6 protein-coding genes and 1 pseudogene are annotated in these 6,240 nt (G+C 64.5%); 4 read left to right on the plus strand and 3 right to left on the minus strand.

What is annotated here, in order from left to right; all coding sequences use genetic code 11:
* The 3 genes and pseudogenes from P3W97_RS05960 to pilB form a co-directional block, all read right to left on the minus strand.
* Positions 1–241: pseudogene (locus P3W97_RS05960) on the minus strand (response regulator); the annotation flags it as partial.
* Positions 242–282: 41 nt separating this feature from the next.
* Positions 283–1,497 (minus strand): type II secretion system F family protein, encoded by a 1,215-nt coding sequence (locus tag P3W97_RS05965; protein WP_300844745.1) that lies wholly within the window; start codon positions 1,495–1,497, stop codon positions 283–285.
* A gap of 53 nt (positions 1,498–1,550) precedes the next feature.
* Complete coding sequence (gene pilB, locus P3W97_RS05970; RefSeq protein WP_300844748.1) at positions 1,551–3,278, minus strand: type IV-A pilus assembly ATPase PilB; 1,728 nt, start codon at positions 3,276–3,278, stop codon at positions 1,551–1,553.
* 108 nt (positions 3,279–3,386) lie between these two features.
* Here pilB and accB point away from each other — a divergent pair, with 108 nt between their 5' ends.
* The 4 genes from accB to P3W97_RS11050 form a co-directional block, all read left to right on the plus strand.
* A complete protein-coding gene (accB, locus tag P3W97_RS05975; protein ID WP_300844750.1) occupies positions 3,387–3,851 on the plus strand; it encodes an acetyl-CoA carboxylase biotin carboxyl carrier protein in 465 nt (154 codons plus the stop codon).
* Positions 3,852–3,861: 10 nt separating this feature from the next.
* Complete coding sequence (accC, locus tag P3W97_RS05980) at positions 3,862–5,214, plus strand: acetyl-CoA carboxylase biotin carboxylase subunit (RefSeq protein ID WP_300844752.1); 1,353 nt, start codon at positions 3,862–3,864, stop codon at positions 5,212–5,214.
* A 4-nt stretch (positions 5,215–5,218) separates the two neighbouring features.
* Positions 5,219–6,121: a 50S ribosomal protein L11 methyltransferase gene (gene prmA / locus P3W97_RS05985; protein ID WP_300844754.1), complete on the plus strand. Its 903-nt coding sequence runs from the start codon at positions 5,219–5,221 to the stop codon at positions 6,119–6,121.
* Between the two features lie 45 nt (positions 6,122–6,166).
* The coding region (locus P3W97_RS11050; RefSeq protein WP_367184597.1) for a zinc-ribbon domain-containing protein at positions 6,167–6,240 on the plus strand (74 nt) is incomplete at its 3' end.

The following is a 6,240-nucleotide window of genomic DNA, read 5'->3' on the forward strand; positions in this document are numbered from 1 at the left end:
TACCAAAGGGCAGCAGCCCGCTGCGGCGCAGATCGTCCAGCAGGGCCTGGCCCGAGCCGCTGCGCGGGAAGGCGTCACTGCAGATCACCAGGTCGAAGGCATGGCGCTCGATCTCGCGCCGCGCATCGGCGATGCGGCCGACCTGGCTGATGGAGGTGAAACCAAAGCTGCGCAATTGTCCGGCCAGCGTCATGCGGGTGGTGGGGTTGCCGTCGACGACCAGTGCGGCCGATCGGGCCATCTCCACCGGCCGCCCCATCCCCGGCTCCGACCCCGACATGCTCAAACCACCGCGCCCAGCTTGAAGATCGGCAGGTACATCGCTACGACGATGCCGCCGATGATGGTGCCCAGGATGACGATGATGATCGGCTCCATCAGGCTCGACAGACCCGCCACCATGTCGTCGACCTCCTGCTCGTAGAAATCGGCCGCTTTGCCTAGCATGTGGTCCAGGGCCCCCGATTCCTCGCCGATCGCGCACATCTGTAGCACCATCGAGGGGAAAACGCCGGCGTGGGTCATGGCCTGCGTGAGCGCAGTGCCGGTGGCGACTTCCTGCTGGATCTTGGCGGTGGCTGCTGCATACACTGCGTTGCCGGCCGCGCCACCGACAGAATCGAGGGCATCGACCAGCGGCACGCCAGCGGCAAACATCGTCGACAGCGTGCGTGTCCAGCGCGCGACGGCCGACTTTTGCACCAATTGACCAAAGATCGGTAGGCGCAGCAGCAGCCGGTCCATCCAGTGCTGCACCTGCTCGCTGCGCTTCCAGGCCTGGAGAAAGAGGAACAACCCGCCACCCAGCGCTCCGAAGATGAGCCACCAGTACGCCACGAAGAATTCGCTCATTGCAATGACCGCCAGTGTCGGCGCCGGCAGGTCGGCGCCGAACGAGGTGAACACCTCCTTGAAGGCGGGCACGACGAAAATCATGATCACCGACACCACGACGAAGGCCACGACCAGCACCGCCGTCGGGTACATCAGCGCGGATTTCACCTTGCTCTTGATGGCTTCGGTCTTCTCGAGGTAGGTGGACAGGCGATCCAGAATGTCCTCCAGGATACCGGCGGCTTCCCCCGCCTGCACCAGGTTGCAGTACAGGGAGTTGAAGTAGACCGGATGCTTACGAAACGCCGCCGACAGCGAGGTGCCGGTTTCGACATCCGTGCGGATCTGATAGAGCAGCCGCGCGACGCTCGGATTGGGGTTGCCGCGGCCGACGATGTCGAAGGCCTGCAGCAGCGGCACGCCTGCCTTCATCATCGTGGCCATCTGGCGGGTGAGGATCGCGATATCCCTGGGCTTGATACGCTGGGTCGAGACGAAACGCTTGCGGCGCACCTTCTGCACCACGATGCCCTGGCGGCGCAGCTGGGCCTGTACCTGTGCCTCGCCGGCGGCACGCATTTCGCCTTTGACCGGTTTGCCGTTGCGGTCCTTGCCTTCCCATTCGAAGAGGCGGTCTTGGGCGGCAGGGGTTGCGGTAGCCATGGGCGATCCCTCTGTGGATGTCGGCGATAAACGGGCGCGGGCAAATCGGGCCATCAGTCGTTGGTCGCCGACAGCACCTCCTCCAACGACGTGATGCCCATCTTAACCTTGCGCAAGCCGCCTTCGCGCAGTGTGCGCACGCCCTCGCGGTGGGCTTGCTCGGCAATTTCCAGTGCGCTGGCGCCGCGCAGGATGAGTTGCTGGATTGCTTCACTCACCGGCATGACTTGGTAGATACCAATGCGCCCCTTGTAACCGTCGTGGCAGGCGGAGCAGCCCACTGGTTTGTACGGCTGCCAGTCACCCTCCAGATCCTGCTCGGTGAAGCCGGCCTCCAGCAGCGCTTGGCGTGGCAGGTCGTGGTGCGGCACCTTGCATTTCGGGCACAGGCGCCGCGCCAGGCGTTGTGCCGTGATCAGGTTGATGCTGGCGGCGATGTTGAACGGCGCCACCCCCATGTTGACCAGCCGCGTGAGGGTCGAGGGCGCATCGTTGGTGTGCAGCGTCGAGAGCACCAGATGCCCCGTCTGCGCGGCCTTGATGGCGATGTCGGCGGTCTCCAGATCGCGGATTTCGCCGACCATGATGATGTCGGGATCCTGGCGCAGGAAGGCGCGCAGCGCCGCAGCAAAGGTCAGGCCCGCCTTTTCGTTGACGTTGACCTGGTTGACGCCAGGCAGGTTGATCTCGGCCGGATCTTCGGCGGTGCAGATATTGACACCGGGCTGGTTGAGCAGGTTCAGGCAGCTGTACAGCGACACTGTTTTGCCCGAGCCGGTGGGACCAGTGACCAGCACCATGCCGTACGGGCGCTGGATCGCCGCCAACAGCTTGTCCTTTTCGTCGGGCTCGTAGCCCAGCGCATCGATGCCCATCTGTGCGCTGCTCGGGTCGAGGATGCGGATGACGACCTTCTCGCCAAACAGCGTCGGCAGGGTGCTGACGCGAAAGTCGATCACCTTGTCCGCGCCGACCTTGAGCTTCATGCGGCCGTCTTGGGGCACGCGTTTTTCGGAGATGTCGAGCTTGGAGATGACCTTGATGCGCGAAGCGAGCTTGTCTTTGATCGCCACCGGCGGCGTAGCGATCTCGCGCAACTGGCCATCGATGCGCATCCGTACCCGATAGTGGTGTTCGTAGGGCTCGAAGTGCAGGTCGGAGGCGCGCATGGTGTACGCATTCAGCAGCATCTTCTGCAGGAATTTGACGATAGGCGCGTCTTCGACCTCGGCGGCCACCTTTTCCGTCGGCTCGGTCCCGGCTATCTCGAGGCCCTCGGCCTCGAAGTCGAAGGTCTGGCCGACGATTTGCGCGTTGCGCTGCCCGGCGCTGGCGGTGTAGGTCTCGACCAACTTGCCGAGCTTGTCCACCTCGGCAATGATCCAGTCGACAGCCAGTTGCGTCTCGAACTTGACCTTTTCTGCCGCCTGCAGATCGGACGGGTCGGCGGTGGCCACCGACAGGCGGTTGCCGCGGCGTGCCAGCGGCACGATGCGGTACTGCTGACAGGTCTTGGGGTCGAGCACATGGTGTGGCAGCCGTTGCGGGTCGATCGCGTCCAGATCGATCAACGGCGCGGCAAACGCCTCTGACATGGTGTGCGCCAGATCGCTCGGCGAGATGAGGGCGCTGTCGATCAGCTCGGAAATGAAGCCGGATTTGTGGCTTTGGGCCCTGGCATAGAGCATTTCGGCCTGCTGCTGGGACAGCGCGCCCGCGGCGATCAGCGCGCGCGCCAGCCCTGGCAGGGCCATCGTGGTGACGGCGTTGTCATCGGTCATGGCAATCCCTGGGGGCGGTGGTGGGCATTGGCTCGTGTATATTTCGCGCTCTTTCCGCGACGTTCGCGGCAAGATCAACACAAATTCGGTGCATAGTACGGAGTCGCCATGGATTTGCGCAAACTCAAGACGCTCATCGACCTGGTCTCGGAGTCGAATATTTCCGAACTGGAGATCACCGAAGCCGAAGGCAAGGTCCGCATCGTCAAGGCCGCTGCGGCTGCAGCGGTCATGACGCCCGTGGCGGTGCCGGCGGTGGCCGCCCCGGCAGCACCCATCACCCTGACGGCGCCCGCACCCGCCGAGGCCGCCGCCGCGCCGGCACGCGCCGAGATCCAGGGACACGTGATCAAGTCGCCCATGGTCGGTACTTTTTACCGCGCGCCCAGTCCAGGCGCCAAGCCGTTCGTCGAAGTCGGCCAGGCGGTCAAGGAGGGCGAGCCAGTGTGCATCATCGAAGCGATGAAGATTCTCAACGAAATCGAGGCCGATCGTGCGGGCGTGATCAAGGAAATTTTGGTCGAGAACGGTCAAGCCGTGGAGTACGGCCAGCCGCTGTTCGTCCTCGAATGAGGGCGTCGCCATGTTCAAGAAGATCTTGATCGCCAACCGCGGCGAGATCGCCCTGCGGGTGCAGCGCGCCTGTCGCGAGATGGGCATCCAGGCCGTCGTCGTCTATTCCGAGGCCGACCGCGAAGCCAAGTACGTCAAGCTGGCGGACGAGGCGGTGTGCATCGGTCCGGCGCCTTCGGGCCAGAGCTACCTCAGCATGCCGGCCATCATTTCGGCCGCCGAAGTCACCGACGCCGAAGCCATCCACCCTGGCTACGGCTTTCTGTCGGAAAACGCGGACTTTGCCGAGCGGGTAGAGAAAAGTGGCTTCGTTTTCATCGGCCCGACCCCGGAGTCGATTCGGCTGATGGGCGACAAGGTCTCGGCCAAGCAGGCGATGCAGCGCGCCGGTGTGCCCACTGTGCCGGGTTCGGATGGTGCGTTGCCGGACGACCCGGCCGAGATCAAGCGCATCGCGCGCACGATCGGCTATCCCGTCATCATCAAGGCCGCTGGCGGCGGCGGCGGGCGTGGTATGCGCGTGGTGCATACCGAGGCGGCCTTGCTGCATGCGGTGCAGACCACCAAGAGTGAAGCGGCAGCGGCTTTCAACAACCCCGAGGTTTATATGGAGAAATTTCTCCAAAATCCTCGGCACATCGAGATCCAGGTGCTGGCCGATCAGTACCGCAATGCGGTTCATTTGTTCGAACGCGATTGCTCCATGCAGCGCCGCCACCAGAAGGTGATCGAGGAGGCGCCCGCCCCGGGGATACCGCGCCGTCTGATCGAGCGCATCGGTGACCGCTGCGCTGCGGCGTGTAAGAGGATGGGCTACCGGGGGGCCGGTACATTCGAGTTTTTATACGAAAACGGCGAGTTCTACTTCATCGAGATGAACACGCGCGTGCAGGTAGAGCACCCGGTGACGGAAATGATCACGGGCATCGATATCGTGCGCACCCAGATCCAAATCGCTGCGGGACAGAAGCTGCCCTTCACCCAGCGCCAGATTCAACTGCGCGGACACGCCATCGAGTGCCGCCTCAACGCCGAGGATCCGTACAAGTTCACCCCGTCGCCCGGTCGCATCACGGCCTGGCATGCCCCAGGCGGCCCCGGGGTTCGGGTGGACTCGCACATCTACAGCGGCTACTGCGTACCACCAAACTACGACTCGATGATCGGCAAGATCATTGCGTATGGCGACACGCGTGAGCAGGCGCTGGCGCGCATGCGCGGAGCGCTGGCTGAGGTGGTGATCGAGGGCATCAAAACCAATGTGCCGCTGCATCGAGAGCTGATGGTGGACGCCAATTTCGAGGCTGGCGGCACCAACATCCACTATCTCGAGAGCTGGCTGGCGCAACGTGAGCGGGGATGAAGCGATGGCGGCTGCGCCGCGCTGGCACGAACTCCTGTTGCGCGTGCCCGAAGCGCGTGTCGAGTACGTCTGCGATGCGCTGCAGGCTCTGGAAGCGCTCAGCGTCTCGGTCGAGGATGCCGATGCGCACACCCCGGCGGAGCAAGCGCTGTTTGGCGAACCTGGGCTGCCGGCGCCAGCATCCGGCTGGCAGCGCTCGTTGATCGTCGCGCTGTTTGACACCGAGGAGCAGGCGCATGAGGCGGCCGCTTTGCTGGCGCCGCAGGATTTTTTTGCCGACTGCAAGGTGATCGGTGTGCGGCCGGTGGTCGACACCGACTGGGTGCGCCTGACGCAGTCCCAATTCGACCCCGTGCCGATTGCGCCCGATTTTTGGATCGTGCCGAGCTGGCACGAGCCGCCGACCGGGGCCCGCACCATCATCCGGCTCGACCCTGGGCTAGCGTTTGGTACGGGCACCCATCCCACCACCCGCATGTGCCTGCGTTGGATCGCTCACCACGACATGACCGGGCGGCGCGTGCTCGACTACGGCTGTGGCTCTGGCATTTTGGCCATCGCGGCGGCCAAGCGGGGGGCCGCGGCGGTGGATGCGGTGGATATCGATCCGGCCGCCGTGGAGTCCACCCGGTTCAACGCGGCAGCCAATGCGGTGGCCGTGAACGCCGGCCTGCCGGAGGCGGCGCAGGGTCGCTACGGGCTGGTATTGGCCAATATCCTGGCCACGCCGCTGAAGGTGCTGGCCCCGTTGCTGTGCGCGCATGTCGACGATGGGGGGGAGCTGGTGCTGGCGGGCATTCTGGAGCGCCAGGCCGACGAGCTGCGCGAGGCTTATGCCCCGTGGTTGGCGCTGGCAGTCGCCGACGCCGAGGACGGCTGGATCCTCATGACGGCCCAGCGCCGCTGAACAGGCCCTGGCGCCTGCCCGCACGCCGCCGTCATAATCGTGGGCATGAGCTTCATCACCCGCTGCCCATCCTGTGGTACGGCCTTCAAGGTCGTGGCGGATCAGCTCAAGATTGCCGA

It is taken from the genome of Tepidimonas sp. (genome assembly GCF_029335975.1).
GTDB lineage: Bacteria > Pseudomonadota > Gammaproteobacteria > Burkholderiales > Burkholderiaceae_C > Tepidimonas.